Here is a 24,889-nt window from a genome sequence, read left to right on the forward strand (position 1 = left end):
CCGTCGTCCTGCCCCGCGAGGCGCGCCCCGCCCCCCACGGCCTCGGCCACACAGCAGGCCGCCGAGCAGCCCTTTCCAGGGTAGGGGCGGTGCGCGCACATCTCCGGAGGTCGAGAGGACGTTCCGCCCTCGAGGCGAACGCGGGAAACGCGTGTCAGCGTTTCCCGCTAGCCGGTCGCGACCCGCTCTCCGAATCGCGACCCCTCGCGAAGCCGACCGCGGTGAGGAGAGCGCAAGCGCTCTCCTCACGGTTCAGAACAGATCCGGCGACGGCGTCGACGCGTAGCGGATGGCGACGTCGGCGTGGCGGTCGAAGCGGTAGCCGACTCCGCGGACGGTGCGCACGATCTCCTCGTAGCGGCCGAGCTTGGCGCGGAGGCGGCGGACGTGGACGTCGATGGTGCGCTCGTTCGGCGCGTCGTCGTCCGCGGCGCCCCAGAGCGAGGCGATGAGCTCGGCGCGCTCGATGGTGCGGCCCTCGCGGAGCACGAGGTACTGGAGGAGCTCGAACTCCTTGTAGGTGAGGGGGGTGGTCTCCTCGTCGAGGATGACGCGCTTGCGGGAGATGTCGATGACGACGCCGCCGGGTGCACGGTCGGGATCGGGCTCGGCGTCGGAGCGGCGCTTGGCGACGGCGGCCGGGTCCTGCAGCGCGAGGCGGACCACGTCCACGTCGCGGCCGCCGGCGCCCTGCGGGGCGAGGGCGACGGAGGCGTAGGTCTCGGCGTCGGGGGCGAGCTGCGCCGTGACGCGCTTGAGCTCCTCGACCAGGCGGCCGAGGTCGACTCCGGCGGCACGGGCCTTGGCCTCGTCGATGCCGACGTAGAGGGCGAAGCCGCGGGCCTCGGTGCCCTGGGGGACGGCGCGGAGGCGGGGCGCTGCGGGCGCGGCGTCGGCGACCGGCTGGAGGCGGGGCGCCTCGGTGGGGGTGGTGGCGGTGGCGGTGCGGGTGTGGAGGAGGGTCATGACGAGTCCTTGGCTGGTCGGATCCGGGACGAGTGTCCGAGGGAGCGGATCCGGGTGTGCGCGATCGAGCCGGCCCGCGGTGCGCGGTGGCGGCAGAGACGGATGCGGGGCATCCAGGGGATCGTCCGCGCCTCGGACGCTCAGCCGATCGTGACGATCAGCGGGCGGAGGCGGTGCGGGGATCCGGCGAGGTCAGTTCCTCATGCACACATTCGACAGCACATGACGGGGCCACCGGCCATCATCATGCCGGCATTCCCGATGGCCTCGAGGGAGGTCGGGGCGTGCAGGGTGTCAGTCATGTCCGCCAGTAAAGCGGAGGCCGGTGCACGGCGTCAACACTTCCGTGGGGATGGACGGCGCGTCGGGGGTGGTTCCGGTGCTCGGGAGGAGGCGCGCGCCGTGATTGGGGACCTCGATGCGCCCGCTGCGCGGGCTGCTCGATCCGCAGGATGGGCTTTGCCGGACGGTCGCGGTGGGGGCTGTCGAGACCCTCGCTGCGCCGGCCGACCGGCACGGCTCAGCGGGGCTTCCTGTTCCGGGGCGCGACGGAAGGCCCGCTCGTCCGGGGGCCGGCGGGCTCAGCCCGCGAGGCCGTAGAGGCGGTCGCCCGCGTCGCCGAGGCCGGGGACGATGTAGCCGAGCTCGTTGAGCTTCTCGTCGAGGGAGCCGAGGACGATGGTCACGTCGCGGTCGCCGAAGGCCTTCTCGACGGCGGCCAGGCCCTCGGGGGCGGCGAGCAGGCAGACGGCGGTGACGTCGACCGCTCCCCGGTCGAAGAGGAACTGGATGGCCGCGACGAGCGAGCCGCCGGTCGCGAGCATCGGGTCGAGGACGAAGCACTGGCGGTTCGACAGGTCGTCGGGCAGGCGCTCCGCGTACGTGGTCGGCTCGAGCGTCTCCTCGTTGCGTGCCATGCCCAGGAAGCCGACCTCGGCGGTCGGGATGAGCTTGACCATGCCCTCGAGCATCCCGAGGCCGGCCCGGAGGATCGGGACGACCAGCGGCTGCGGGTCGCTGAGCGCGAGGCCGGTGGTCTGCGTCACGGGGGTCTCGATGGTGACGGTGCGGGTGCGGACGCCGCGGGTGGCCTCGTAGGCGAGGAGCGTCATCAGCTCCTCGGCGAGCTGCCGGAAGGTGGGGGAGGGGGTGCGCTTGTCACGCAGCACGGTGAGCTTGTGGGTGATCAGCGGGTGGTCGGCTACGTGGACGCGCATAAGCTCAATCTACTGGCCGGAGCGGCGCCCCACCGGCCGCAGCGGGCCGCCGCAGGAGGGGGAGCGATGCGCGACAGCGATCTCCGCGTCCCCCGCCGCTCCGAGGAGTGGATGGGCCTGGCGCTCGACGAGGCGCGGCGGGCCGCGGGCTGGGGCGACGTCCCCGTGGGCGCGGTGGTCCTCGACTCGGAGGGTGCGGTGCTCGGGCTGGGGCGCAACGAGCGCGAGCTGCGGCGGGATCCGACGGCGCACGCCGAGGTGGTCGCGATCCGCGCGGCGGCCGAGGCCCGCGGCGACTGGCATCTCGAGGGCTGCACGCTGGTGGTCACGCTCGAGCCGTGCGTGCTCTGCGCCGGAGCGATCCTGGCGGCGCGGATCGACCGCGTCGTCTTCGGTGCGTGGGACGAGAAGGCGGGCGCCTCCGGATCCGTGCACGACCTCCTCCGCGACCGCCGGCACAACCACGTGGTCGAGGTGTACCCCGGGGTCCGCGCCGCGGAGTGCTCGCGGCTCCTGCTCGACTTCTTCGCCGACCGCCGCTGACGCCGACCGCCGCTGACGCCGACCGCCGCCGAACCCTCAGCTCGGAGCGCCCAGCCACTCCGTCAGCGCGAGCCGCGTCGCCGCGTGCATCCGCTCGAAGCGCTCCGCCGCGACGTCGTCGGCGAGCACGGCGGCGTCGTAGCCCGCCGCTCCTGCCCACTCCCCGTCGCCCTCGAGCCACTGCGCGGCCATCGTGCCGGTCAGCTCGGGGTGGAACTGCACGCCGAGGAGCCAGTCCTCCACGGCGAACGCCTGCACCTCGCCCGCCGGCGACGACGCCAGCAGCGCTGCTCCGCTCGGCAGCGCGAAGGTGTCGCCGTGCCACTGCATCACGTCGACGCCGGCGAGGTGCCGGAGCGGGGAGCCGGCGCCCTCCTCCGTGAGCACGACCGGGCGGAAGCCGACCTCGCGGGCCGATCCGGGATGGACGGACTCGCCCAGGGCGGTCGCGATCAGCTGCGCTCCGAAGCAGACGCCGAGCGTGGGACGGCGGTGGTGCATCCGGTCCTGCAGGAGCGCGATCTCGGGGCTGATGAAGGGGTGCCGCGAGGTCTCGTAGACGCCGGCGCTGGAGCCGAGCGTGACGACGAGGTCGGGGGCGAGGATGTCGATCGCGTCGAGGTCCGTCCCTGCGACGGCGTCGACGGCGAACCCCCGCTCGGTCAGCATCGGCTCGAGCGCGCCGAGCCCGGCACCGCGCTCGTTGACGATCGCCAGGGCCCGGCGCATCTCAGGCGCTCCCCTGCGGCGCGGCCGGCGGGGAGGCGGCGGGCGGAGCGGAGGCGGCCGGAGCGGCCGCGGCGGCCGTCCCTTCCGCCTCCGTCACGGCCGGACGGGCCGCCGCCGATCCTGCGCGTCCACGGTCGACGTCGGGCTCGAGGTAGATCGTGGTGGCGGCGGGAACGGCCTCGCGGATCCGCCTCTCCGCCGCGTCGATCCCGGCGGCCACGTGCTCGAGGGTCTCGGCGGCCGGGAAGGCGAGCTTCGCGGCCACGAGGATCTCGTCCGGCCCGAGGTAGAGGGTGCGCATGTGGATGACGCGCTCGACGTCGCGCCCGGCCTCGAGCGCGGCGCGGATCGAGGCGGCGTCGGCGGGGGTCGCCCCCTCGCCGACCAGCAGGCTCTTCGTCTCGACGCCCAGCACGATCGCCACCACGATCAGCAGGGTGCCGATCATGATCGTTCCGATCGCGTCGTAGACCGAGTCGCCGGTGATCACGGTCAGCCCGACTCCGAGCAGCGCGAACGTCAGACCGGTGAGCGCGGCGACGTCCTCGAGGAGCACGACCGGCAGCTCCGGCGCCTTCGCCCGGCGGATGAACTGCAACCAGGACTGCGAGCCGCGGACCCGGTTCGACTCCTTCACTCCGGTGCGCAGCGAGTAGCCCTCGAGGCAGATCGAGATCACGAGGACCAGGATCGGCAGCCAGGCGTTCTCGAGCTCGTGCGGCTCGGCGATCTTCTCGATGCCCTCGTAGAACGAGAAGACGCCGCCGACGGAGAACAGGATGATCGACACCACGAAGGCGTAGACGTAGCGCTCTCGCCCGTAGCCGAACGGGTGCTCCTCGTCGGCGGCCTTCCGCGACTTGCGGCCGCCGAGCAGCAGGAGCAGCTGATTGCCGGAGTCGGCGAGCGAGTGCACGCCCTCGGCGAGCATGGAGGCCGATCCGGAGAAGAACCAGGCGACGAACTTCGTCAGGGCGATGCCGAGGTTGGCCGCGAGCGCCGCGATGATCGCGGTGCCGCCTTCGGATGCGCTCACGTGGTCTCCTCGGGCTCGCCGCTGGATGGTCGGGCCATCCTACGAGGCGCCGGACCGCACCCGGACCCCCTTGCCGCGGGCTCTTCGTAGGATGAGCGGCGTGACCGATGCGCCCGTCCTGCTCCCGTCCATCGCCGTCCTCGGCCTCGGCTCGATGGGGGGTGCGATCCTCCAGGGCCTGCTGGCTCCCGGCGTGCGCGTCGAGGGGGGCGTGCGGGTGACCAACCGCGACTCCGCGAAGGCCGCCGCGTGGGACGGCCACCCGGTGGTCACCGCCTTCGCCACCGCGGACGACCCGGAGGCCAACCGGCGCGCGGTCGAGGGCGCGGCGATCGTGCTCGTGGCCGTCAAGCCGCACATGGTGCCGGACCTGCTCGACGAGATCGCCGATGCGCTCGCCTCGGGCGCGGTCGTCGTCTCCGTCGCCGCCGGCGTGACCGCGGCCACGTTCGAGCGGCACCTGCCCGCGTCCGTCGCCGTGCTCCGCTCGATGCCGAACACTCCCGCGGTCGTGGGCCGCGCCGTCACCGGCCTCAGCGCGGGCACGCGGTCCGGCGACGAGGACCTGGCGCTCGTGCGCCGCCTGTTCGAGACGGTCGGCGAGGTGGTCGAGGTGCCGGAGTCGCAGCTCGATGCGCTCTCGACGATCTCCGGCTCGGGGCCCGCCTACGTGTTCCTGCTGATCGAGGAGCTCATCGCGGCCGCTGTCGCGAAGGGCTTCACCCCGGAGCAGGCGTCGACGATGGTGGTCGGCACGTTCCGCGGCGCGGCCGAGCTGCTCGCGGACTCCGGCGAGGAGCCCGCGGAGCTGCGCCGGCGGGTCACGAGCCCGAAGGGCACCACCGAGCGGGCCGTCGCGGTCCTGCAGGAGGCCGACCTCGCCGCCCTCTTCACGCGGGCGACCGACGCCGCGCTGGCCCGCGCCCGCGAGCTCGCCGCCTCCTGACTCCGCCCTCCTCTCCGCGAGACGCCGCTCGGGTACGCGACACGCCGGAGCGGGCGTACCGGAGCGGCATCCCGCAGAGGAGGAGGAGGGAGGGGGCGCGGGTCAGGAGCCGAGGGCCGCGAAGCGCTCGATGTCGCTGGGGGTGCCGCTGACCACGATGAGGTCGTGGTTCGAGACGACGGTCTGCTCGGTCGCGTAGGTGAAGGGCTTGCCCGGGCTCTTGACGCCGACGACGGTCACGCGGTGCTTGCGGCGCACGCCCGACTCCGTGAGCGTCAGCCCCCGGATCGGCTTGGGCGGGTACATCTTCGCGAGCACGAAGTCGTCGTCGAACTCGATGAAGTCGAGCATGCGGCCCGAGACCAGGTGCGCGACGCGCTCGCCCGCCTCCGCCTCGGGGTAGATCACGTGGTTCGCGCCGATCCGCTCGAGGATCTTGCCGTGCGAGCGCGAGATCGCCTTCGCCCAGATCTGCGGGATCTTGAGGTCGACGAGGTTCGCGGTGATCAGCACGGACGCCTCGATGGAGGAGCCGACCGCGACGACGGCGACCTGGAAGTCCTGCGCGCCGATCTGCGCGAGGGCGTCGAGCGAGCGGGCGTCGGCCTGCACCGCGTGGGTGACCCGCTCCGACCACTTCTGCACGAGACCGGCGTCGGCGTCGATGGCGAGGACCTCGCGGTCGAGGCGGTCGAGCTGGCCGGCCGTGGCGGCTCCGAAGCGCCCGAGGCCGATCACCAGCACCGGGGCGTCGTACCTGATGCGGTCAACCAACGATGGGCCTCTCTTCCGGTCGTCTGAACAACTGCCTCCGCTGGCTCGCGGCGAGCGCGGCGGCGAGAGTCACGGTACCAACGCGGCCCATGAACATCGTCAGCGCCAGGATGTAGACCCCGGACGGCGGCAGCTCCGCGGTGAGCCCCGTCGAGAGCCCGGAGGTCGCGAAGGCCGAGATCACGTCGAAGAGCACGTGGTCGAGCGAGGCCTCGGTGATGTGCAGGATCAGGACGCTCGACACGGCGACCGTCGTCGCGCCCCACAGCACGACCGAGACGGCCAGGCGCAGGACGTCGTTCGGGATCCGGCGGCCGAACGCCTCCATGTCGTTGTTGCCTCGGGCCTCGGCGAAGGCGGCCAGGAACAGGATCGCGAGGGTCGTGACCTTGATCCCGCCCGCCGTGGAGGCCGATCCTCCGCCGATGAACATCAGCATGTCCGTCACGAGCAGGCTCGAGCCGTTGAGGTCGGGGACCGAGATCGTCGAGAAGCCGCCCGACCGCGTCATCGTCGAGAGGAAGAAGGACTGGAAGACGGTGTCTCCCGCATCGAGGCTGCCGAAGGTCCTCGGATTGTCGAACTCGAGCACGATGTAGAGGACGGCCCCGGCGACGAGCAGGATCACGGAGGTGACCAGCGTCAGCTTCACGTGCACCGACCACTTGCGCGGGCGCCGCCAGCCGCGGGAGAAGGCGTAGATGACGGGGAAGCCGATCGAGCCGAGGAAGACGCCGAGCATCAGGATGCCGAGGAACCAGTAGTCGTCCTCGAACGGGGTGAGTCCCGCGGCGTTCGGGGCGAAGCCGGTGTTCGTGAACGCCATCGCGGAGTAGTAGAAGGAGTGCCAGACGGCCTCGCCGATCGGGATCCCGTCGATCAGCATCCGCGGGAACAGCAGGAGCGCGACGATGATCTCGATCGCGGCGGCGCTGATCGCGACGGTGGCGAGCAGCCCGCCGATCTCGCCCAGGCGCACGGCCTGGCCCTCGGCGACGGGGCCGGAGTGGATCCGCAGAGGGTTCGAGTCGCTGGCGACCATGAGCTTCGCCCGGAGCCCGAGGCGGCGCGAGATCGCCAGGCCCATGATCGAGGCGAGCGTCAGCACTCCCAGAGCGCCGATGTTCACGCCGACGAAGATGATCGAGTGGCCGAACGCCGACCAGTGCGTCGCCATGTCGACCGTCGCGAGGCCGGTCACGCAGATCACCGACATCGCGGTGAAGAAGGCGTCGTGCAGCGGAGTGACGGTGCCCGTGGTGCTCGACACCGGCAGCGAGAACAGCAGGGTGAACACGAGCACGAGCGCCGAGAAGATGAGGATCGCGAAGCGGGACGGCGAGCGTCCGGCGAAGTCGTCGATGAGGTCGCGGGCCCGCTCGAAACCCGACCAGGGGGAGACGGGCGAGACGCCCACGGGGCTGCGGAACTGCTGCCGAACCACCACGGCGGATCCTCCACTCGATCGCGGCCATGCTACCCGCTCGGTGCCGGGCTCTCGGGGCGCTGACTAGCCTGGGCGCATGGCTGACATCTTCGGGGTGATCGCGGACGGGACCCGCCGGGACATCCTCGCCCTGCTGCTCGAGCAGCGGCGGGACGGCTCGGCCGAGGGCATGAGCGTGTCGCGGATCGTGGCGCGCCTCGAGCTGAGCCAGCCGACCGTCTCCAAGCACCTCAAGGTGCTGCGCGAGACCGGCCTCGTCACGGTGCGCGAGAGCGGACAGCACCGCTTCTACGCGCTCGAGTACGCGCCGCTGGCGGAGGTCGAGGACTGGCTGCTGCCCTTCCTCGCCGAGGACGAGGCGGCCGGCGCCCTGCTCGACGCTCCGACCGCGGCCCGGGCGGAGTCGCTGGGCCGGGCGCTCGCCGAGCGCACCCACCAGGTCAGCACCGTGGTGCAGGACATCCAGCGGGGCGTCAGCGAGGGAGCGACGAAGGTCGCGGAGGCGCTGCGCATCCGCAAGTGAGGGGCGCCGAGGAGCCGGAAACGGTGGAGCCCCGGGTCGTGTAAGCTCGCGGGAGCCAGTTTTTCGTAAGCGGCCGCCCGTCGGGCGGTCGACCCCCTGAACGTTGTGAGGTCTTCGTGGGTTCTGTCATCAAGAAGCGTCGCAAGCGTATGGCGAAGAAGAAGCACCGCAAGCTGCTTCGCAAGACTCGCCACCAGCGTCGCAACAAGAAGTAGGCTCGCGCCTCTTCCCACTCGAGCGTCCGCCCTTCCGGGGTCGGGCGCTCGTCTGCGTTCACGGATCATCCCGGTGGCGCTCGCCGTCTCGGCGCCCGTCGCCGGGGCCGCCGTACACTGACCGCATGGTGGACGTGGAGCTGACGCTCGTGGGCAAGCCGGGCTGTCATCTCTGCGACGACGCGCGGACCGTGGTCGAGCAGGTGGTCGCCGATCTGGGCGGCGAGGCGTCGGTCGCCGTCTCGGAGGTGTCGATCCTCGACGATCCCGAGCTGCACGAGCGCTTCGTCGAGGAGATCCCGGTGGTGCTGATCGACGGGCGCGTGCACACCTTCTGGCGGGTCGATCCCGCGCGGCTCCGGCGGGCCCTCCTCGATCGCGGGTGAGCTTCGACCGGGCCGTCCGGACGGAAGCACGACCGCGACGTCCCTCTGACGGGGGACGGGACGGCTCGCGAAAGCTCGCCTCTCGCCCTTACCCTCGTGAGGGGGGAGTGCGCTCCTCCGTGCGCGGACGCAGATCGTCGCCCGTGGAGGAAGGAACCGCCATGCCGTCATCCCGCCGACTCGCCCTGCCCGCCGCCGCTCTCGCGGCGCTCGTGCTCGGCCTGGCCCTCCCCGGAGCGGCCGTCGCGGCCCCCTCCGCCTCGACGGTCTCGACCACGGTCGAGCAGCCGGCCGCGACGACCATCCCCGGCGTGCCGGAGGATCCCGAGCAGCCGGGCGACGGCGGCTCCGACCCCGTTCCCGGCGTCCCCGAGGAGCCGTCCGTTCCCGGAGTGCCCGAGGAGCCGGCAGAACCCGAGCAGCCCGCTCCCGTCGACCCCGCGCCCGTGGACCCCGCGCCGGTCGATCCGGCACCGGTCGACCCCGCGCCCCAGCAGCCGAGCCAGCCCTCCACCGGCGGCGGATCCACCGGCGGCGGATCCACCGGCGGTGGATCGACCGGCGGTGGATCGACCGGCGGTGGATCGACCGGCGGCGGCCAGCAGGGCGGCTCCGGCGGCGGTCAGCCCTCCACCGGCGGCGGATCGTCCTCCGGCGGCTCCGGCTCCGGCGGCGGCACCACCGGCGGAGCGACGTCCGGCGGCACCTCCGGCGGCGGCACCACAACCGGCACCACCACGTCCGGCACCGCCGGCTCCTCCGGTGCGGGCGCCGTCACTCCGGCGGCGTCGGCCCCCGGACGCACCGAGCTCGGCACCTCGACCGAGGGCGCGAAGCCGGCGGCCGGTGCCGCGACCGCGGACGTCTTCCTCACCCGCGAGCTCGCCGTCCAGCCGGAGGCGCTCACCGTCGAGCTCGCCCGCTTCTACGGCGTCGGCTTCTCGTACACCGGCTTCGCGAGCGGCGAGGCCGTCTCGGCGGTCCTCCGCGACCCGAACGGCACCAAGACCCCGCTGACCCTCGAGGCGGGGAGTGGCACCGCGACCGTGCCGACCGCGCTGATCACCAAGTCGGGCGCCTTCACGGTCGACCTCACGGGCGACCAGGGCTCCGCCGCCAAGGTCGTCTTCCGGCTCGCGCCCTCCACCGGCAACGGCCTCCTGCTCGAGCCGCGCGAGCTCGGCGACGGCAGCACCGAGGCGCCCCGCGGCGCCGTCTGGGGCTTCGACGCCGACGAGGAGGTCGCCGTGGGCGCCTTCGAGACCTCCGGGGCCCGCGCCGACCTGGCCGCCGGCGACGTCGCCGTGCAGTCCGACTCCATCGGCTGGGCAGAGCTGGCGCTGGGCGACGCGGTCATCGCCGACCCCGACCCCTCCGTCTACTGCGTCGTCGCCTTCGGCCGCGAGTCGCACCGCACGGCAGCTGTGACCGTCTCCTACCGTGACAGCGACACCACGGCCGCACCGTGGGAGGCGCAGCAGGTCTGCGGCACCGCGATCAGCGCCGCGCGCACCGCCTTCCTCAGCACGGCCGCCTCGGCGGGACCGGCCGGCATCACGCCGACCACCGCGCTGATGATCGGCGGCGGCGCGGTCGCCGCGTCGCTCGTCGCCTGCGCGGCCGTCCTGGTCGTGATGCGCCGCCGGCGCATGAACACGGACCTCTTCATCGGCGGACCGCTGCCGCGCACGCAGAGCGACTGACGCGTCCGGAGGACGAGGGAAGGCCCGCGGGACGCGATCCCGCGGGCCTTCCCTCGTCCTCTCCCGGCGCTCAGCCGGCCGCGGTGAAGCGGAGGAGGATCGTCCGCGCCTCCGGCCGCAGCTGGAAGTCGGGCCACACGTCCGGACCGCACGCGCGGGAGCCCAGGCCGTGCTGGGCGGCGTCGATCACGAGGACCGCGCGCTCCGACTCCGGCAGCTCGTGCGGGTGCGCGGCTGCCGTGATCTCCTGCGGCGTGTGCCGCGCCAGGGTGAAGCCGGGGAGGCGCCCGTGCAGGTCGCGCGCGGCTTCGATGCGGAGCCGGGGCGAGCCCGCCTCCGTCAGCGTCAGCTCGCGCACGCTGCTGCGGTGACCGCTCTCCTGCGGGCGGGCGTACGGAGTCGTCAGCCGGTCCATGTCCGCCGTGAAGCGCCCCACCCGCGCGGCCCGGAGGCTGTCGGGGTAGGACTCGAGCGGGCCGGTGCCGAACCACTCCGCGCCGTCGATCGACGCGGGCATGTCGATCCGGATGCCCAGCCGCGGCCAGACGGAGTCCCAGCCCCGGGTCGGCACGAGGTCGACGCGGAGGACCGTGCTCTCCCCGTCGACGCTCCAGCGCTCCTCCATCAGGAGTCCCGCATCGAGGTCCGCGGCCGAGAAGCGGGTCACGCGGCGGAGCCCGGCGGAGGCGTCCACCTCCTGCACGCGGCCGACCAGGCGGTCGAGTCCGGCCTCGCGCCAGCGGGCGGCGGAGGAGGGGGCCGGCATCCCGCGGCCGTCGCCGTCGTACGGGTCGCCGGTGACGTAGCCGGGGAAGCCCGCGCCCTCGTCGTTGTCGGTCGGGGCGCGCCAGAGCTCGGCGCGCGGTCCGTCGACGGGCAGGCCGGCGAGGGAGGCGAGCCGGCCGTCGCGGAACCGCGCGACTCCGAGCGCGCCGCCCTCGAGGGGCGGAGCGGCGCGGACGGCGCGGGTCCACGCGGGCACCGCCGACGGCACGGCGAGGAGGTGCTGACCGGTGGAGAGCACGTGGCCCTCCTCCGCCCAGGCGGTCGAGGCGTCGAGGACCGCGTCGACGGTGAGCCAGGTCTCGCCGCCGGGACGCACCTCGAGCGGGGGGAGCTCGACGTGCACGGCGTCGCCGGCCGCGATGACCGGGGCGTCGAGCACTCCCTCCGCGGTGACCCGCCCGTCCCGCTCGACCCGCCACGCGAAGCGCAGATCGGCGGTGGAGGCGTCGTGTCGGCGGTTCTCGATGACGACGCCGTCGCCGCGGACCGTGAGGCGCACCGGAGCGACGATCTGCTTCCACTCGAACAGGCCCGGGCTGGGCGTGCCGTCGGAGAGCACCATGCCGTCCATCACGAAGTTGCCGTCGTGCACCACCTCGCCGAAGTCGCCGCCGTACGCGTAGTACTCGACGCCCTCCGGCGTGCGCGCCCGCAGGCCGTGGTCGCGCCACTCCCAGACGAAGCCGCCGTGCAGCCGCGGGAAGCGGTCGACGAGGTCCTCGTACTGGTCGATCGCTCCCGGGCCGTTGCCCATCGCGTGCACGTACTCGCAGAGCAGGAAGGGCTTGGAGCGCTGCCGAGCGGACTCGCCGGGGGAGCAGCCGAGCAGCGGAGTGAGCGAGCCGTCGGTGCCGATCCGCTCGGTCTCGGGGATCGAGGAGTACATCCGCGAGTACACGTCGGTGTACGCGCCGGTGTAGTCGCCCTCGTAGTGGACGGGGCGCTCGGGGTCGCGGCCGTGCACCCAGGCGGACATCGCGGCGAGGTTCGCGCCGGTGCCCGCCTCGTTGCCGAGGGACCAGAGCACGATGCTCGGGTGGTTCTTGTCGCGCTCGACGGTCCGCTCGATGCGGTCGAGGTAGGCCTCGCGCCAGGCGGGGTCGTCGCTGGGGTTGCCCGCCCAGCCGACCCGCTCGAAGCCGTGGGTCTCGAGATCGCACTCGAGGACCACCCAGAAGCCGAGCTCGTCGGCGAGGTCGAGCAGACGGGGATGCGGCGGGTAGTGGCTGGTGCGGATGGCGTTCACGTTGAAGCGCTTCATCATCGCGAGGTCCTCGCGGGCGGAGTCCTCGTCGAACGCTCGACCGCGGTCGGGGTGCGTCTCGTGGCGGTTGACTCCGTGGAAGACGACGCGCTCGCCGTTGACCAGGAAGCGGTCGCCGCGGATCTCGACCGTGCGGAAGCCGAGCCGCAGCGAGACCGTCTCGCCGGCGGAGGCGAGCGTCGCGTCGTAGAGGCGCGGAGCCTCCGCCGACCACGGCTCGACCTCGGGCACCTCGATCGCGGCGATCTCCTCCGCCGAGGCCCAGACCGTCTCGATCCCGAGCCCGGGCACGCGCAGCGTCAGCGGAAACGCGTCGGCCGCGGCGGTCACCTCCGCCTCGATGCGGCCCGCGCCGCCGGCGAAGGAGGAGCGCAGCCACACGTCCTCGATCCCGCCGACGGGGCGCGCGAGCAGGTGCACCGAGCGGAAGATCCCCGGCAGCCACCACTGGTCCTGGTCCTCCACGTAGCTCGAGGCCGACCACTGGTGCACGCGGACCACGACGAGGTTCTCGCCCGGGCGGACGACGCCGGTGACGTCGAACTCCTGCGCGAGCCGGCTGCCGGAGCCGATCCCGATCTCGACGCCGTTGACCCAGACGCGGTAGCGGGACTCGACCCCGTCGAAGCGCAGGACGACCGCCTCGGCGGAGTCCCACTCCTCCGGAACCACGACAGTGCGGCGGTAGTCGCCCGTCGGGTTCGCGTCCGGCACGAACGGCGGCTCGGTCGGGAACGGGAACTGCACGTTCGTGTAGGCCGGCAGTCCGTAGCGCCCGTCGCCCTGCAGCACCCAGTGCGAGGGCACCGGCATCAGATCCCAGCCGGAGTCGTCGAACGACTCGTCCCCGACGGCGTCCACGCCCTCGCCCTCCGGCAGCACGCCGGCGCCGCCCGGGGTCCCCGGAGCGGCGGGGAGCAGGCGGAAGCGCCACTCCCCGTCCAGCGGGAGCGCCGGGGCGTCGGTGTGCAGCCACGAGCGGGGGGCCCGGCGGCGGCCGGAGCCCGGCCCGGTGTCCGTCAGGTAGTGGGAGGTCGTCGGGGGAGTCGTCACTTCACGGAGCCTTCCGTCAGGCCGCCGCGCCAGAAGCGCTGCAGCACGATCATGGCGATGGCGAGCGGGATGATCGACAGCAGGACGCCGCCGGTCGTCAGCTCGTAGAACTCGGGCAGGCGGTCGACCTGTCCGAGCCAGTTGTTCAGTCCCAGTGTGATCGGGAACAGGTTCGTGTCCGAGAGCATCACCAGGGGCAGGAAGTAGTTGTTCCAGATCCCGACCAGCTGGAAGAGGAACACGGTGACCAGCGCGGGAGTCAGGATGCGCAGCCCGAGCGTGTGGAAGATCCGCAGCTCCCCGGCGCCGTCGATGCGCGCCGCCTCGATGATCGCGGTGTCCACGGTCGCCTGAGCGTAGATCCGGCAGAGGAACAGCCCGAACGGCGAGACGAGCGAGGGGATCAGCACGCTCCAGTAGGTGTTCGCGATTCCCATCTGGCTGAAGAGCAGGAACAGCGGCAGAGCGGTCGCGGTGCCCGGCACCAGGACGCCCGCGAGGATCGTCCCGAACACGAGCCTGCTGCCGCGGAACTCGTACTTGGCCAGCGCGTAGCCGCCCGCCGCGGCGAGGTAGGTCGCGAGCAGGGCGCCCACTCCGGCGTAGAGGACGGAGTTGAGGAACCAGCGGACGAAGATGCCGTCGCCGTAGGTCAGCACCTGCGTCAGGTTGTCCCAGAGCGCGAACGTCGGGGCGAACCAGAAGCCGTAGGTGGCGAAGAGGTCCTCGGTCGTCTTGGTCGCCGCGACGACGACCCAGTAGACGGGGATGAGGAAGTAGACCGCCACGACGACGAGGATCGCGGTGACGATGATGGTCGAGGCGCGGTTGCGGCCGGCCGAGCGGTCGGGCCCGCGTCCGGCCTTCACGGGGCGGTCGGCGGTGACGACTCCGGTGGTCGTGGTCGGCGGGGTCTCGGTGCGGCTCATGACGACCTCCTGTTCGAGATCGAGAGGAACGTGAAGGAGAGCAGGAACGCGACCAGCGCGATCAGGACGGCCTGGGCGGCGGCGACGTTGTAGTCGTTGTAGGCGAAGGCCGTGGTGTACGCGCTGAGGTTCGGCGTGTACTGGCTGTCGATCGCCGGAGCGACCGTCTTCAGCACCTGCGCCTCGGCGAACAGCTGGAGCGTTCCGATGATCGAGAAGATCGTCGTCAGCACCAGCGCGGGGCGGATGAGCGGCAGCTGGATGCTGCGGGCGACGCGCCAGGTGGAGGCGCCGTCGACCTTCGCCGCCTCGTAGAGCTCGACCGGGATCGCCTTGAGCTGGGCGACGATGATCAGCATGTTGTAGCCGGTGTAGCTCCAGAGCGAGATGTTCGCGATCGACCAGAGCACCGTGTCCGCACCGAGGAAGTCGGGCTGGAGCCCGACCACGTTCGCCGCGTCGATGAGCGGGCTGAGGCCGGGCACGTAGAGGAACGACCACAGGATCGTCGCGATCACTCCGGGCACTCCGTAGGGGAGGAAGTAGGCCGCCCGGAAGAAGCCGGGGAACTTCGCCGACGCCGACTCGAGCATCAGCGCGAGGACGGTGCAGAGGGCGATCATCACCGGCACCTGGACGATGCCGAAGAGGAACATCCGCCCGATGGAGGCGATGAAGTTGCCGTCGGCGAGGGCCTGCGCGTAGTTGTCGAAGCCCGCGAACCCGCTGGTGACCCCGGCCTCGCCGAAGAGGCCGGAGCGCGTCACCTTCGTGAAGCTGGAGCCGACGGCGACGACGATCGGGACGATGAACGTGAGGACGAACAGGGCCAGGAAGGGTCCGAGGAGGATCCACGGGGCGCGGGCGACCGCGCGGCTGCGCCGGGGCGCGCCCGGCGTCCGCGTGGTGGCCGCGACCGCGGCGGCGGCGGGGGAAGTCGTGGTGGTCATGCGGAGGCCCTCCTGATGCTCAGGCCCTTGTTCTCGAAGACCGTGATGATCTGCTGCTCCGCCTCGGCGACCGCGTCCACGAGCGAGAGCCCGGACGCCTTCTTCCGGAAGCCGTCGCTGAGGATGTTGAAGGACTGCTGCGTGACGGGCCACCAGGACCAGTCCGGGTTCTGCTCCTTCGATGCGGGCACGAGGACGTCCTCGTTGTAGTTCTGCCCGCTGAAGAAGTCGCTCGGACCTTTGCGGGCCGTGCCGATCTCGCCGACCGCGGGAGACCAGCCGATGCCGCTGTTGGCGATCATCGCGTCGATGCCCTCCTGCGTGGTGGTCATCCAGACGGCGAACTCGATCGCCTCCTCCGGGTGCTTGCTGCTCGAGAACACCGCCGCGGTCGATCCGCCGAGGAAGCTCGAGCCGAAGCCGGTGTCGCCCCAGACGGGCATGGGAGCCGCGCGCCACTTGCCCGCGCCTCCGCTGACCCCCTCGATCAGGGCGTCGCCCCAGCTGCCGGTGGCGCAGGAGGCGATGCCGCCCTTCGCCGCGGCCGCGAACCACGCGGGGGAGTAGGCGCCGTAGCCGGTCTGCACCAGGTCCTGGTCGATGGCCGTGTCGAAGAAGGAGGCGACGCGCGTCGTGGCGTCGTCGGTCATGTCGATGACCCAGCCGTCCTCCTCCGGTCGCAGCCACTGCGCGCCGGCCTGCGTCGCGAACGCGGCGAAGACCGAGGCGTCGGCGAGCGGGAAGCAGTCGATGTAGGAGCCGGCTCCGCGCAGCTCCGTCGCCACCGCGGCCCAGTCGTCCCAGGTCGTCGGCGGTTCCGCACCCACCTTCCCGAACACCTCGGGCTGGTAGAAGAGCGCCATCGGGCCGCTGTCCTGAGGGATGCCGTAGACGCCGCCCGTGTAGCTGACCTGGCCCCAGAGCGTGGGGTCGTACAGGTCGCGGTACTGCTCGACGCCGTACCGGGTGAGGTCGACCAGGCCGTTGACGAGCATGAACTCGGGGACGGAGCGGATCTCGACCTGGCCGAGGTCCGGCCCGCCGCCCGCGGCGAGGGCCGAGTAGAGCTTCTGGTACCCGCCCGCGTTGCCGCCGGGGATCCAGACGGCCTCGACCTGGATCTCGGGGTGCGAGGCGTTCCAGACGTCGCAGACCTTCTGCAGGTCCTTCAGCCAGCCCCAGTACTGCAGGCGGACCGGGCCGGTGGCCGGGGCGATCGTCGGCGCCGTGTTGACCGAGACGGTGCCCGGTGTCGCGCAGGCCGTCAGGCTCCCGAGTGCCGCGGTGCCGAGACCGGCGGCGATGAGCTGTCTCCGGGTGAACGGATGCATCTTCCCTCACTTCGTCGTGGTGGAGAGCCGGGGAGTCTCACCCGGCGATGATCGGGACGCTACCACGAATTCGAGTAGGTACTCGAAATTGGCGGCACTGCTCCTCCGCCGCCGCTACGCTGGCCGTTCGAGGGGCACGGCGAGGCGCCTCCAGTGCTGAGGAGGGGTCGATGGCGGAGGCGACGAGGCGACGCGGCCCGTACGCGAAGTCGGCCGAGCGCCGCCGCGCCATCATCGAGGCCGCCCACCAGGTCTTCGCCGCGCGGGGCTACGCCCGCGGCTCCCTCCAGGAGGTCGCCGACCGCGTCGGGCTCAGCCAGACGAGCCTCCTGCACTACTTCCCGTCGAAGACCGACCTGCTCTTCGCGGTCCTCGAGCACCGCGACCTGATCACGGGCGACGGTTCCTCGCCGCCGGACCCGGAGGAGGGGCTGGTCGCCGGCATCCTGCGGCAGACCCGCTACAACGAGACGGCGCCCGGAGTGATCGAGCTGTACGCCGTGCTCTGCGGCGAGTCGACGACGCAGGAGCACCCGGGGCGCGACTTCTTCGCCGCGCGGTTCCGCCGGCTCCGCAGCGAGTACACGGCCGAGCTGCGCGAGCTCCAGGCCGCCGGGCGCCTCCGCGAGGGGTCCGATCCGGAGCGGGTGGCGGCGTCGATCATCGCGCTCTGGGACGGCGTGCAGCTGCAGTGGCTGCTCGAGCGCGACGCGGTGGACATGGTGGCGTGCCTGGCCGACTACCTCGACCTCGTGGTGCTGCCGGCTCCCTAGCCGCTGGCGCGAGGGAACCCCGGCCCGTCGAGGGGACCCGCCGTCCGCGGCGGTCGCGATGGTCCGGGGTTCCCTCGACCGTGGTGCGCGCCTAGGGCAGCAGGCGGGTCGGGCCGCGGAACAGGTAGGTGACCTCGCGGAGGTTCGCCTGGTTCAGCATCAGCATGATCACGCGCGAGAGGCCCATGCCGAAGCCGCCGTGCGGCGGGACGCCGTAGCGGAAGAAGTCGAGGTAGAACTCGAGCTCCTCCGGGTCCAGGCCCTTCTCGCGGGCCTGCTCGACGAGGACGTCGACGCGGTGCTCGCGCTGCGCTCCGGTCGAGATCTCGACGCCGTTGTAGATGAGGTCGTAGCTGTTGGTGATCGTCCCGTCGCCCTCGCGGCGCATGTGGTAGAACGGCCGGATGCTCGACGCGTAGTCGGTGAGGAACACGAAGTCGTGCCCGAACTCCTCCTGCACGTAGGCCGCGATGCGGCGCTCGCCCTCGGGGTCCATGTCGTCGTCGGCGCGGGGCACCTCGTAGCCGCGCTCGGCGACGATGCGCTTGGCCTCGGCGAGCGGGATGCGCGGGAACGGCGTGGTCGGGACGGTCAGGTCGATGTCGAAGAGCGCCTTGACCTCGGCGCCGTGCTTCTCGACGACGGCGGTGAGGCCGGCGACCATCAGCTGCTCGTGCAGCTCCATGACGTCCTCGTGCGAGTCGATCCAGGAGACCTCGGCGTCGACGCTCGTGAACTCGGTCGCGTGACGCGAGGTGAAGCTCGGGTCGGCGCGGAAGGCGGGGCCGACCTCGAAGACCTTGCCGAAGCCGGCGGGCTGCGCCATCTGCTTGAAGAACTGGGGGCTCTGCGCCAGGTAGGCCTTCGTCTCGAAGTACTCGACCTCGAAGAGCTCGGCCCGCGACTCCGAGGCGCTCGCCATGAGCTTCGGGGTGTGGATCTCGATGAAGTCGTGCTCGATCCAGTACGTGCGCAGCGCGTGCTCGAACGTGGTCTGCACACGGGCGATGAGGTTCTGCTCGGGACGGCGCAGGTCGAGGAAGCGCCAGTCCATGCGCTTGTCGATGCCGGAGTCGGGCGCGATCGGCGCCTCCGGGATCGACGCGGCGACGACCTCGAGCGTCTCGAGCTTGACCTCGATGCCGCCGAGCTTCACGCGCTCGTCGTGCTTGAGCGCGCCGGTGACGGTGATGAAGGAGCCCTGGGCGAGGCCGGAGATCTCCTCGGTGATCGCGAGGCGCGCAGCCGACGCGTCGTCGCCCTCGACGGCCTCGCGCACGGCCGGGTTCACCAGCTGCACGGCACCGGACTCGTCGCGCAGGACGACGAACTGCACCTTCTTCTGGTCGCGCACGGTCTCGACCCAGCCGGACACGCGGACGGGTCCGTCCTCGAGCGCGGCGAGCTTCTTGACAGTGGTTCGGGGGAGGCGGGTCTCGTCGGTCACGGTAGGGGAGTCTACTCGGGGGCCGCCGGGCGGCGACGGGTAGCGTCGGAGCATGAGCACCGCACTGATCACCGGCGCGTCCTCCGGCATCGGCCTCGCCTTCGCCCGGGCGTTCGCGCGCCGCGGCTGGAGCCTCGTCCTCGTCGCCCGCAGCGAGCAGCGCCTCCAGGAGGCGGCGGCCGGACTGCGCGGCCTCGGCGCCGCGGCGGTCGAGGTCCTGCCCGCGGACCTCGGCGACCGCGAGCAGGTCGAGCGCGTGCGCGCGCGGCTCGTCGATCCGGCCCGTCCGGTCCGCGTCCTCGTCAACAACGCCGGCTTCGGGATCGACGGGACCTTCGCCGAGCCGGACGTCGCCGCCCAGGACCGCGCCTTCGAGGTGATGGTGCGCTCGGTCGCCGTGCTCTCGGGCGCGGCGGCCGAGGCGATGACCACCCGCGGCCGCGGCGCGATCCTCACGGTCTCGAGCGTCGCGGGCTTCGTGCACCTCGGTCCCTACTCCGCGGTGAAGGCGTGGGCGACCGCCTTCGCGCAGTCGCTGGCCGTCGAGCTGCGCGGCACCGGCGTCCGCTCGGCCGCGCTCTGCCCGGGCTGGGTGCGCACCGAGTTCCACGAGCGGGCGGCGATGGACACCTCCTCCATCCCCTCCTTCCTCTGGCTCGATGCGGACGCGGTGGTGGAGGAGTTCCTCCGCGACGTCGCGCGCGGCTCCGTCGTCTCGGTGCCGTCGGTGCGCTTCGGGGTCCCGATGGCCGTGGTACGGCACCTGCCCGGACCGCTCGTGCGGCGGCTGTCGGCGGCGGTCTCGGCGCGCCGCTGAGGCTCCGCTCAGGTCCGGCTCAGGCGACCCTTTCCCGGCGTTCCCCCACGCCGCGTTCCGTACACTTGACGCTCGTGGTTGCCGATCAGATCCATCTCGTGCGGCACGGCGAGGTGTTCAACCCCGACCGGGTCCTCTACGGACGACTCCCGAACTTCCGGCTCTCGGATCTGGGCCACCGCATGGCCCGCTCCGCCGCCGACGACCTGCTCGAGCGCCGGCGCCACGTCACGGCGCTGATCGCGTCGCCGCTCCAGCGCACGCAGGAGTCCGCGCAGCCCATCTCGCAGGCGTTCGAGCTCGAGATCCGCACCGATGAGCGGGTGATCGAGCCGAGCAACCGCTTCGAGGGGAAGTCCCTCGCCGCGCGCAGCTCCGCCCTGCGGAACCCCAAGCACTGGCCCTGGCTCCGCAACCCCTTCGAGCCCAGCTGGGGCGAGCCGTACCTCTCCATCTCGGCGCGGATGTACGCGGCGATCGAGTCGGCGTGGGAGAGCACGGAGGAGGGCGACGCCGCGATCGTCAGCCACCAGCTCCCCATCTGGACGGTCCACCGCGCCCTTGCCGGCGAGCGCCTCTTCCACGATCCGCGCAAGCGCCGCTGCGCCCTCTCGAGCATCACGACCCTCGAGCGCCGCGGCGACGGCTTCGTCGAGGTCGGCTACTCCGACCCGGCCGCCGGCCTGCAGGGCCTGGCCACCGACGTGGGAGCGGTCTGATGCGCCGGACGGGGCGGCTCCGCGCCGCGGGCGTCCTCGCGCTGGCCGCCGCGCTCGCGCTGACGGGCTGCTCCGAGGATCCGCTCGCCGACCAGTACCGCAACGGCAGCAACAAGGGCTACATCTCGGGGGACGGCACCGTCACCGAGATCGCCGCCGCCGACCGGGACGACCCCATCGTCTTCTCCGGCACCGACGAGACCGGCGCTACCATCGACTCCGCCGACCTCGCCGGGCAGGTCGTCGTCGTCAACTTCTGGTACGCCAGCTGCGCCCCGTGCCGCGCCGAGGCCGCTGACCTCGAGACGGTGAACACGGAGTTCGCCGACAAGGGCGTGTCGTTCGTCGGCGTCAACGTGCGCGATCAGGCCCCCACCGCGGCCGCCTTCGCCGAGACCTTCGGGCTCGGCTACCCCTCCATCGTCGACACCGACTCGTCGGTGCAGCTCGCTTTCACCGGCACCGTCCCGCCGAACGCCGTGCCCACGACGCTCGTCCTCGACAGGGAGGGGCGCGTCGCGTCGCGCATCCTCGGCCAGCTCCAGGAGGCGTCGATCCTCTCGACCCTCGTGGGCGACACGCTCGCCGAGGGGCAGTAGCGGCGTGGGCGACATCGTCGTCAGCGGTCAGCTCCTGCTGGCCGTGCCGATCGCGCTCCTGGCCGGGCTCGTGTCCTTCGCGTCGCCCTGCGTGCTCCCGCTGGTGCCCGGCTACCTCGCCTACGTCGGCGGATTCACCGACGCCGACGAGCGGGCGGCCCGCGGACGCCGCCGGGTCGTGCTGGGGGTCCTCCTCTTCGTGCTCGGATTCTCGCTGGTGTTCGTCCTCTACGGGGCGGCGGCGGGCACGGTCGGCTTCTGGCTGCGCCAGTACACCGACCTGATCACCCGCGTCCTCGGGCTCGTCGTGATCGCGATGGGGCTCGTCTTCATCGGGCAGTTCTCGTTCCTCCAGCGCACGCTCCGGCCCGGGATCCGTCCCGCCACCGGGCTGATCGGAGCGCCGCTGCTCGGCATCGTCTTCGGCGTCGGCTGGACGCCCTGCCTCGGCCCGACGCTGAGCTCGATCCTCGCCCTCAGCTACGGCGTGGGCTCGCCCTGGCGCGGCGCCCTCCTCGCCCTGGTCTACTGCCTCGGACTCGGCATCCCCTTCCTCCTCGTCGCCTTCGGCTTCAGCTGGGTGACCAGCACGCTCGCCTTCGTGAAGCGCCACATCCGCGTGGTCAACGTCCTCGGCGGCGCCGCCCTCGTCCTGATCGGAGTCCTGATGGTCACGGGCATCTGGAACACCCTCGTCTACGGATCCCTCTCGGCGGTGATCGATGGCTTCCAGCCGGCGATCTGAGCCCGAGGAGAGCACGCGCCGCCCCGACGAGGCCGCGCAGCGGAGGACGGACGCCTCCTTCCGCCCCGCCGACCACTACGACTCCGACGGCACCGTCACGCAGCCGGCGCTAGGGTTCACCGGCTGGCTCCGCTGGATGTGGCGCCAGCTCACCAGCATGCGCACGGCGCTGTTCCTCCTGCTGCTGCTGGCGATCGCGGCGGTCCCCGGATCGCTCGTGCCGCAGCGCTCCTCCGACCCCAACGGCGTGACCCAGTACTTCGTCGACAACCCCGACCTCGCGCCCCTGCTCGACAGGGTGCAGGCGTTCGACACCTACACCTCCGCCTGGTTCTCGAGCATCTACCTGCTGCTGTTCATCTCCCTGATCGGCTGCATCGTCCCGCGCACGCGCCACCACTTCCAGGCGATGCGGTCGCGCCCGCCGCGCACCCCCGCGCGCCTGCAGCGCCTCGCCGGCTACACCGTCCGCGAGGTCGAGGGCGCGACGGAGGAGGAGGCCGTCGCCTCCGCCCACTCCGTCCTGCGCCGGGCGGGCTACCGCGTCGAGCGCTACGACGACCCGCGCGGCCGCTGGTCGAGCGTCTCGGCCGAGCGCGGCTACCTCCGCGAGACCGGCAACCTGGTCTTCCACTCCGCCCTGGTCGGCATCCTCGTCGCCGTCGGAGTGGGCGGCGGATTCGGCTACAGCGGGCAGCGCGTGCTGGTCGAGGGCTCCCAGGGGTTCGCGAACAACCTCGCGGCCTACGACTCCTTCAACCCCGGTCGCTTCTTCGACAGCAGCCAGCTCGACCCGTACCAGCTGACCCTCGACAGCCTCGACGTGAAGTACGAGGAGCAGAACCAGTCGGCGCTCGGCCAGCCCGTCGACTTCACCGCGAACGTCACGACCTCCGAGCGCGGCGGGGGCACCGAGGACCGCACGATCAAGGTCAACGACCCGCTGGCGATCGGCGGCACGAACGTCTACCTCCTCGGCAACGGCTACGCGCCGACGATCACGGTCCGGGATCCCTCCGGCCGGGCGATCTTCACCGACTCGGTGCCGTTCCTCCCGCAGGACGCGAACCTGACCTCCGTCGGCGTCGTCAAGGTGCCGGACGGGCTCTCCGAGCAGCTGGGCCTCACCGGATTCTTCTACCCGACGCAGGACACGCTGGCCTCCGGGGCGTCGACCTCGATCTTCCCCGACCTGCAGTACCCCGTGCTCTCGCTGAACGTCTTCGCGGGCGACCTCGGCCTCGACGGGGGAGTGCCCACATCCGTCTACGTGCTCAACACCGACTCGCTGACCCGGCTCACCGGCGGCACCACCGGCGTCGCGCCGATCACCCTCAAGCCCGGCGACACGGCCGAGCTCCCGAACGGGCTCGGCAGCGTGACCTTCGACAACACGGGCGCCGACCCGACGCGGATCGGCACCGACAGCGTCAAGCGCTTCGCCTCGTTCGACATCCACCACGACGCGACCCAGGGCTGGGTGCTGCTCTTCGCGATCCTCGTGCTCGCCGGACTCCTCACCTCGCTGTTCGTCCCGCGGCGCCGCGTGTGGGTGAAGGCGACCGCCCAGGACGACGGCGGCCTCCTCCTCGAGTACGCGGGACTCGCCCGCGGCGAGGACCCGCAGCTGGTGCGCGCCGTTCGGACGATCGCCGACCGGCACGCCCCGCTCGACTGACCCGGCTCCCGGACGCCCCTCCACAGCCGTCGCCCGGCTGGGCAGGGGCCGAGTCTGTGCAAGCGCGAAGGGGCGGGCGGGGCGGCGAGCGATTACCCTGAGGAGGTGATCGCGACCCTCTCGCAGTACTCGGTGCTGTGCCTCTCCTCCGCCATGGGCATCTACGCCATGGCGTTCGTCTTCTTCGCGATCGACCTCGCCCGCCGCGCCTCCCTGGCCGACGGCGAGTCGATCGAGGTCGTCCAGGAGGCGGAGCGCGTCGCCTCCGCGGCCGCCGCCGACCGCGCGGCCAGCGGCAAGGCCACCGTCGCCGCCGCCGGCTCCGGACGCACCGCGACGCTCTCCCGCATCGGCAGCCGCGTCGAGGACGAGGTCTACCGCGCCCCCGCCCGCTCGAAGACCATGCGCATCGGGTTCTCGCTCACGCTCCTCGGCTTCGTGCTCCACCTCGGCGCGACCGTCCTCCGCGGCGTCGCCGCCGGCCGCGTCCCCTGGGCGAACATGTACGAGTTCTCGATGACCGGGACGCTCATCATCATCGGCGTCTTCCTCGCCGTCCAGCTGCGCTGGGACCTCCGCTTCCTCGGAGCGTTCATCACCGGCCTCGTCCTGGTGCTCCTCGGCATCGCGACCGTCAACTACTACGTCGCCGTCGTCCCGCTCCCGCCGGCACTCCAGTCCTACTGGCTGGTCATCCACGTGCTCGTCGCGATCCTCGGCACCGCGTTCTTCGCCCTCGGCTTCGCGCTCTCGGTCACCCAGCTCCTCCAGGCCCGCCGCGAATCCTCCGGCGACAGCCCCCGCTCGGTCCTCCGCTTCCTGCGCACCCTGCCCAGCTCCCTCACCCTCGAGAACCTCGCCTACCGCGTCACGATCCTCGGCTTCATCCTCTGGACCTTCACGCTCATCGCCGGCGCCGTCTGGGCCGAGAAGGCCTGGGGCCGTTACTGGGGCTGGGACACCAAGGAGGTCTGGACCTTCATCATCTGGACCATCTACGCCGGCTACATCCACGCCCGCGCCACCCGCGGCTGGCGCGGCACCCCCTCCGCCTGGCTCGCCATCGTCGGCTTCGCCGCCGTCATGTTCAACTTCGGCGTCGTCAACGTGTTCTTCAAGGGACTCCACGCCTACTCCGGCCTCGACACCGGCATGTGATCGGCGGGGCCTGGCGGGGCCGCTCGCGGCGTTGTCGGCGACGAACGTAGCTCCGCTACGCCCGACGCCTCCGCCTTGCGATCGGGTCGGCGGGGCCTGGCGGGGCCGCTCGCGGCGTTGTCGGCGACGAACGTAGCTCCGCTACGCCCGACCCC

24 protein-coding genes are annotated in these 24,889 nt (G+C 72.2%); 13 read left to right on the forward strand and 11 right to left on the reverse strand.

Annotated features, from left to right (window positions below):
- Positions 1 to 252 precede the first annotated feature (252 nt).
- Both C5C35_RS08455 and upp read right to left on the reverse strand, forming a co-directional pair.
- Positions 253 to 966 carry a winged helix-turn-helix domain-containing protein gene (locus C5C35_RS08455; RefSeq protein WP_104262947.1) on the reverse strand — a complete coding sequence of 238 codons (714 nt, stop codon included), beginning with the start codon at positions 964 to 966 and terminating at the stop codon, positions 253 to 255.
- Positions 967 to 1,547: 581 nt separating this feature from the next.
- Positions 1,548 to 2,183, reverse strand: a complete 636-nt coding sequence (upp, locus tag C5C35_RS08460) for a uracil phosphoribosyltransferase (RefSeq protein WP_104224850.1) — start codon at positions 2,181 to 2,183, stop codon at positions 1,548 to 1,550.
- 66 nt (positions 2,184 to 2,249) lie between these two features.
- On the opposite strand from upp, the gene C5C35_RS08465 reads away from it, so the two are divergent.
- On the forward strand, positions 2,250 to 2,726 hold the full coding sequence (locus C5C35_RS08465; protein WP_219812140.1) for a nucleoside deaminase: 477 nt from the start codon (positions 2,250 to 2,252) through the stop codon (positions 2,724 to 2,726).
- Between the two features lie 36 nt (positions 2,727 to 2,762).
- Here the strand turns inward: C5C35_RS08465 and C5C35_RS08470 are convergent, their stop codons facing one another.
- Both C5C35_RS08470 and C5C35_RS08475 read right to left on the reverse strand, forming a co-directional pair.
- The gene (locus tag C5C35_RS08470) at positions 2,763 to 3,455 is read right to left on the reverse strand and encodes a gamma-glutamyl-gamma-aminobutyrate hydrolase family protein (protein ID WP_104261460.1); all 693 of its coding nucleotides are present in this window, start codon (positions 3,453 to 3,455) and stop codon (positions 2,763 to 2,765) included.
- Position 3,456: 1 nt separating this feature from the next.
- On the reverse strand, positions 3,457 to 4,491 hold the full coding sequence (locus C5C35_RS08475) for a cation diffusion facilitator family transporter (protein WP_104262948.1): 1,035 nt from the start codon (positions 4,489 to 4,491) through the stop codon (positions 3,457 to 3,459).
- A gap of 91 nt (positions 4,492 to 4,582) precedes the next feature.
- Here C5C35_RS08475 and proC point away from each other — a divergent pair, with 91 nt between their 5' ends.
- On the forward strand, positions 4,583 to 5,437 hold the full coding sequence (gene proC, locus C5C35_RS08480) for a pyrroline-5-carboxylate reductase (RefSeq protein WP_104262949.1): 855 nt from the start codon (positions 4,583 to 4,585) through the stop codon (positions 5,435 to 5,437).
- Positions 5,438 to 5,539: 102 nt separating this feature from the next.
- Here proC and C5C35_RS08485 read toward each other — a convergent pair whose 3' ends face one another.
- The gene (locus C5C35_RS08485) at positions 5,540 to 6,211 is read right to left on the reverse strand and encodes a TrkA family potassium uptake protein (protein ID WP_068255410.1); all 672 of its coding nucleotides are present in this window, start codon (positions 6,209 to 6,211) and stop codon (positions 5,540 to 5,542) included.
- Positions 6,204 to 7,574, reverse strand: coding sequence for a TrkH family potassium uptake protein (locus C5C35_RS08490; RefSeq protein WP_258062896.1), 1,371 nt, complete (start codon positions 7,572 to 7,574; stop codon positions 6,204 to 6,206). The genes C5C35_RS08485 and C5C35_RS08490 overlap by 8 nt, the downstream gene beginning before the upstream one ends.
- Positions 7,575 to 7,734: 160 nt before the next feature.
- Here C5C35_RS08490 and C5C35_RS08495 point away from each other — a divergent pair, with 160 nt between their 5' ends.
- The 4 genes from C5C35_RS08495 (at position 7,735) to C5C35_RS08510 (ending at position 10,485) form a co-directional block, all read left to right on the forward strand.
- The gene (locus C5C35_RS08495; protein ID WP_104224854.1) at positions 7,735 to 8,181 is read left to right on the forward strand and encodes a helix-turn-helix transcriptional regulator; all 447 of its coding nucleotides are present in this window, start codon (positions 7,735 to 7,737) and stop codon (positions 8,179 to 8,181) included.
- Between the two features lie 116 nt (positions 8,182 to 8,297).
- Positions 8,298 to 8,396, forward strand: a complete 99-nt coding sequence (locus tag C5C35_RS08500) for a 30S ribosomal protein bS22 (RefSeq protein WP_003792170.1) — start codon at positions 8,298 to 8,300, stop codon at positions 8,394 to 8,396.
- 125 nt (positions 8,397 to 8,521) lie between these two features.
- Positions 8,522 to 8,782: a glutaredoxin family protein gene (locus C5C35_RS08505; protein WP_104224855.1), complete on the forward strand. Its 261-nt coding sequence runs from the start codon at positions 8,522 to 8,524 to the stop codon at positions 8,780 to 8,782.
- Positions 8,783 to 8,943: 161 nt separating this feature from the next.
- The gene (locus C5C35_RS08510) at positions 8,944 to 10,485 is read left to right on the forward strand and encodes a hypothetical protein (RefSeq protein WP_104262950.1); all 1,542 of its coding nucleotides are present in this window, start codon (positions 8,944 to 8,946) and stop codon (positions 10,483 to 10,485) included.
- A gap of 70 nt (positions 10,486 to 10,555) precedes the next feature.
- Here the strand turns inward: C5C35_RS08510 and C5C35_RS08515 are convergent, their stop codons facing one another.
- The 4 genes from C5C35_RS08515 to C5C35_RS08530 are packed head-to-tail and all read right to left on the reverse strand — an operon-like array spanning position 10,556 to position 16,798.
- Positions 10,556 to 13,588 carry a glycoside hydrolase family 2 TIM barrel-domain containing protein gene (locus C5C35_RS08515; RefSeq protein WP_219814156.1) on the reverse strand — a complete coding sequence of 1,011 codons (3,033 nt, stop codon included), beginning with the start codon at positions 13,586 to 13,588 and terminating at the stop codon, positions 10,556 to 10,558.
- Complete coding sequence (locus C5C35_RS08520; protein WP_104225919.1) at positions 13,585 to 14,517, reverse strand: carbohydrate ABC transporter permease; 933 nt, start codon at positions 14,515 to 14,517, stop codon at positions 13,585 to 13,587. The genes C5C35_RS08515 and C5C35_RS08520 overlap by 4 nt, the downstream gene beginning before the upstream one ends.
- Positions 14,514 to 15,467, reverse strand: a complete 954-nt coding sequence (locus C5C35_RS08525) for a carbohydrate ABC transporter permease (RefSeq protein WP_104225918.1) — start codon at positions 15,465 to 15,467, stop codon at positions 14,514 to 14,516. The genes C5C35_RS08520 and C5C35_RS08525 overlap by 4 nt, the downstream gene beginning before the upstream one ends.
- Positions 15,464 to 16,798: an ABC transporter substrate-binding protein gene (locus tag C5C35_RS08530; RefSeq protein WP_104224859.1), complete on the reverse strand. Its 1,335-nt coding sequence runs from the start codon at positions 16,796 to 16,798 to the stop codon at positions 15,464 to 15,466. The genes C5C35_RS08525 and C5C35_RS08530 overlap by 4 nt, the downstream gene beginning before the upstream one ends.
- A gap of 170 nt (positions 16,799 to 16,968) precedes the next feature.
- On the opposite strand from C5C35_RS08530, the gene C5C35_RS08535 reads away from it, so the two are divergent.
- Complete coding sequence (locus tag C5C35_RS08535; RefSeq protein ID WP_244230513.1) at positions 16,969 to 17,571, forward strand: TetR/AcrR family transcriptional regulator; 603 nt, start codon at positions 16,969 to 16,971, stop codon at positions 17,569 to 17,571.
- Between the two features lie 91 nt (positions 17,572 to 17,662).
- Here C5C35_RS08535 and aspS read toward each other — a convergent pair whose 3' ends face one another.
- Positions 17,663 to 19,018 carry an aspartate--tRNA(Asn) ligase gene (gene aspS, locus C5C35_RS08540; protein WP_244229585.1) on the reverse strand — a complete coding sequence of 452 codons (1,356 nt, stop codon included), beginning with the start codon at positions 19,016 to 19,018 and terminating at the stop codon, positions 17,663 to 17,665.
- Between the two features lie 52 nt (positions 19,019 to 19,070).
- Between aspS and C5C35_RS08545 the strand changes: the two genes are divergently transcribed.
- The 6 genes from C5C35_RS08545 to ccsB all read left to right on the forward strand — a co-directional run bounded on the left by C5C35_RS08545 (position 19,071) and on the right by ccsB (position 24,734).
- Positions 19,071 to 19,835 (forward strand): SDR family oxidoreductase, encoded by a 765-nt coding sequence (locus C5C35_RS08545; RefSeq protein WP_104262951.1) that lies wholly within the window; start codon positions 19,071 to 19,073, stop codon positions 19,833 to 19,835.
- Between the two features lie 74 nt (positions 19,836 to 19,909).
- Positions 19,910 to 20,554, forward strand: coding sequence for a histidine phosphatase family protein (locus tag C5C35_RS08550; RefSeq protein ID WP_104224864.1), 645 nt, complete (start codon positions 19,910 to 19,912; stop codon positions 20,552 to 20,554).
- Positions 20,554 to 21,153 carry a TlpA disulfide reductase family protein gene (locus tag C5C35_RS08555; RefSeq protein ID WP_104262952.1) on the forward strand — a complete coding sequence of 200 codons (600 nt, stop codon included), beginning with the start codon at positions 20,554 to 20,556 and terminating at the stop codon, positions 21,151 to 21,153. Before C5C35_RS08550 ends, C5C35_RS08555 begins: the two co-directional genes overlap by 1 nt.
- 4 nt (positions 21,154 to 21,157) lie before the next feature.
- Positions 21,158 to 21,898, forward strand: a complete 741-nt coding sequence (locus tag C5C35_RS08560; protein WP_258060562.1) for a cytochrome c biogenesis CcdA family protein — start codon at positions 21,158 to 21,160, stop codon at positions 21,896 to 21,898.
- A complete protein-coding gene (locus C5C35_RS08565; RefSeq protein WP_104225914.1) occupies positions 21,876 to 23,576 on the forward strand; it encodes a cytochrome c biogenesis protein ResB in 1,701 nt (566 codons plus the stop codon). The genes C5C35_RS08560 and C5C35_RS08565 overlap by 23 nt, the downstream gene beginning before the upstream one ends.
- A gap of 153 nt (positions 23,577 to 23,729) precedes the next feature.
- Positions 23,730 to 24,734: a c-type cytochrome biogenesis protein CcsB gene (gene ccsB, locus C5C35_RS08570; protein WP_104224871.1), complete on the forward strand. Its 1,005-nt coding sequence runs from the start codon at positions 23,730 to 23,732 to the stop codon at positions 24,732 to 24,734.
- Positions 24,735 to 24,889 lie beyond the last annotated feature (155 nt).

Source organism: Rathayibacter sp. AY1F8, from assembly GCF_002932165.1.
Lineage (GTDB): Bacteria > Actinomycetota > Actinomycetes > Actinomycetales > Microbacteriaceae > Rathayibacter.

Bases quoted from the DNA above. Each gene is read 5' to 3' on its own strand.
- C5C35_RS08455 (WP_104262947.1), bottom strand. From the start codon at position 966: ATGACCCTCCTCCACACCCGCACCGCCACCGCCACCACCCCCACCGAG.
- upp (WP_104224850.1), bottom strand. From the start codon at position 2,183: ATGCGCGTCCACGTAGCCGACCACCCGCTGATCACCCACAAGCTCACC.
- C5C35_RS08465 (WP_219812140.1), top strand. From the start codon at position 2,250: ATGCGCGACAGCGATCTCCGCGTCCCCCGCCGCTCCGAGGAGTGGATG.
- C5C35_RS08470 (WP_104261460.1), bottom strand. From the start codon at position 3,455: ATGCGCCGGGCCCTGGCGATCGTCAACGAGCGCGGTGCCGGGCTCGGC.
- proC (WP_104262949.1), top strand. From the start codon at position 4,583: ATGAGCGGCGTGACCGATGCGCCCGTCCTGCTCCCGTCCATCGCCGTC.
- C5C35_RS08495 (WP_104224854.1), top strand. From the start codon at position 7,735: ATGGCTGACATCTTCGGGGTGATCGCGGACGGGACCCGCCGGGACATC.
- C5C35_RS08505 (WP_104224855.1), top strand. From the start codon at position 8,522: ATGGTGGACGTGGAGCTGACGCTCGTGGGCAAGCCGGGCTGTCATCTC.
- C5C35_RS08510 (WP_104262950.1), top strand. From the start codon at position 8,944: ATGCCGTCATCCCGCCGACTCGCCCTGCCCGCCGCCGCTCTCGCGGCG.
- C5C35_RS08520 (WP_104225919.1), bottom strand. From the start codon at position 14,517: ATGAGCCGCACCGAGACCCCGCCGACCACGACCACCGGAGTCGTCACC.
- C5C35_RS08525 (WP_104225918.1), bottom strand. From the start codon at position 15,467: ATGACCACCACGACTTCCCCCGCCGCCGCCGCGGTCGCGGCCACCACG.
- C5C35_RS08530 (WP_104224859.1), bottom strand. From the start codon at position 16,798: ATGCATCCGTTCACCCGGAGACAGCTCATCGCCGCCGGTCTCGGCACC.
- C5C35_RS08535 (WP_244230513.1), top strand. From the start codon at position 16,969: ATGGCGGAGGCGACGAGGCGACGCGGCCCGTACGCGAAGTCGGCCGAG.
- C5C35_RS08545 (WP_104262951.1), top strand. From the start codon at position 19,071: ATGAGCACCGCACTGATCACCGGCGCGTCCTCCGGCATCGGCCTCGCC.
- C5C35_RS08555 (WP_104262952.1), top strand. From the start codon at position 20,554: ATGCGCCGGACGGGGCGGCTCCGCGCCGCGGGCGTCCTCGCGCTGGCC.
- C5C35_RS08565 (WP_104225914.1), top strand. From the start codon at position 21,876: ATGGCTTCCAGCCGGCGATCTGAGCCCGAGGAGAGCACGCGCCGCCCC.
- ccsB (WP_104224871.1), top strand. From the start codon at position 23,730: ATGGGCATCTACGCCATGGCGTTCGTCTTCTTCGCGATCGACCTCGCC.